Genomic DNA, 1,050 nt, shown 5'->3' with positions numbered 1-1,050 from the left:
CCCCCTTCGACGACGCCCCGCGCACCCCCTCCCCCTCCTACCGCAAGGCCCAGGCGCTGATGCGGCCCGGCGAGCAGCTCAGCGAGCACGCGGCGAAGCAGCTGCTGCGGGCGTACGGCATCCGCGTGCCGCGCGAGCAGCTGGTCACCAGCGCGGCGGCGGCCGTACGGGCGGCCGGGCTGGTGGGCTACCCGGTGGTGATGAAGGCCTCGGGCGCCCGGATCGCCCACAAGACCGAACTGGGCCTCGTGAAGATCGGGCTCACCTCGGCGAGCCAGGTCCGCGACGCCTACCGGGAGCTGACCGACATCGCCCGCTACGAGGATGTCCCGCTGGACGGCGTACTGGTCTGCCAGATGGTCGAGCACGGCGTGGAGATGGTCGTCGGCATCACGCACGACGACCTGTTCGGGCCGACGGTGACGGTCGGGCTCGGCGGGGTCCTCGTCGAGGTCCTGCGCGACACCGCCGTAGGGGTGCCTCCGTTCGGCGAGGAGCAGGCGCGGCACATGCTCGCCGGGCTGCGCGGGCGGGCGCTGCTCGACGGGGTGCGGGGCAGGCCACCGGCGGATCTGGACGCACTCGTCGAGGTCGTCCTGCGCGCACAGCGCATGGCGCTGGAGCTCGGGGACGAGCTGGCCGAGTTGGACATCAACCCGCTCATGGTCCTGCCCCGGGGGCAGGGCGCTGTGGCGCTGGACGCCCTGGCGGTGTGCAGCCGATGACGGAACCCGCAGTCCTGCACACCACCGCCGGCCACGTCCTCTCCCTCACCCTCAACCGGCCCGAGGCTCTCAACGCCCTCACGCCCGCCCAGCGGGACGAGATCGTCCGGCTGCTGTCGGAGGCGTCCGCGTCGGCGGAGGTACGAGCGGTCGTGCTCACGGGAACGGGGCGCGGCTTCTGCGCCGGCGCGGACCTCCGGGCCACGGCCGCCCCGACCGCCGCACGCGTCGCCGGTGATGTCGCACGCACCCTCCGCACCGGCGCCCAGCGCCTGATCGCCGCCGTCCTGGACTGCGAGAAGCCGGTGATCGCGGCGGTCAACGG

2 protein-coding genes are annotated in these 1,050 nt (G+C 74.0%); both read left to right on the top strand.

Annotated elements, in window-relative coordinates:
* Nucleotides 1–725 (top strand): acetate--CoA ligase family protein (locus tag CCL05_RS42255; RefSeq protein ID WP_208641746.1); only part of this gene is annotated, 725 nt, incomplete at its 5' end.
* The coding region (locus CCL05_RS46880) for an enoyl-CoA hydratase/isomerase family protein (protein WP_244204604.1) at nucleotides 722–1,050 on the top strand (329 nt) is incomplete at its 3' end. The genes CCL05_RS42255 and CCL05_RS46880, both read left to right, overlap by 4 nt.

Source organism: Streptomyces africanus, from assembly GCF_002150735.1.
Classification (GTDB): Bacteria; Actinomycetota; Actinomycetes; order Streptomycetales; family Streptomycetaceae; genus Streptomyces; species Streptomyces africanus.
This window is presented reverse-complemented; position numbering and strand designations above follow the sequence as displayed.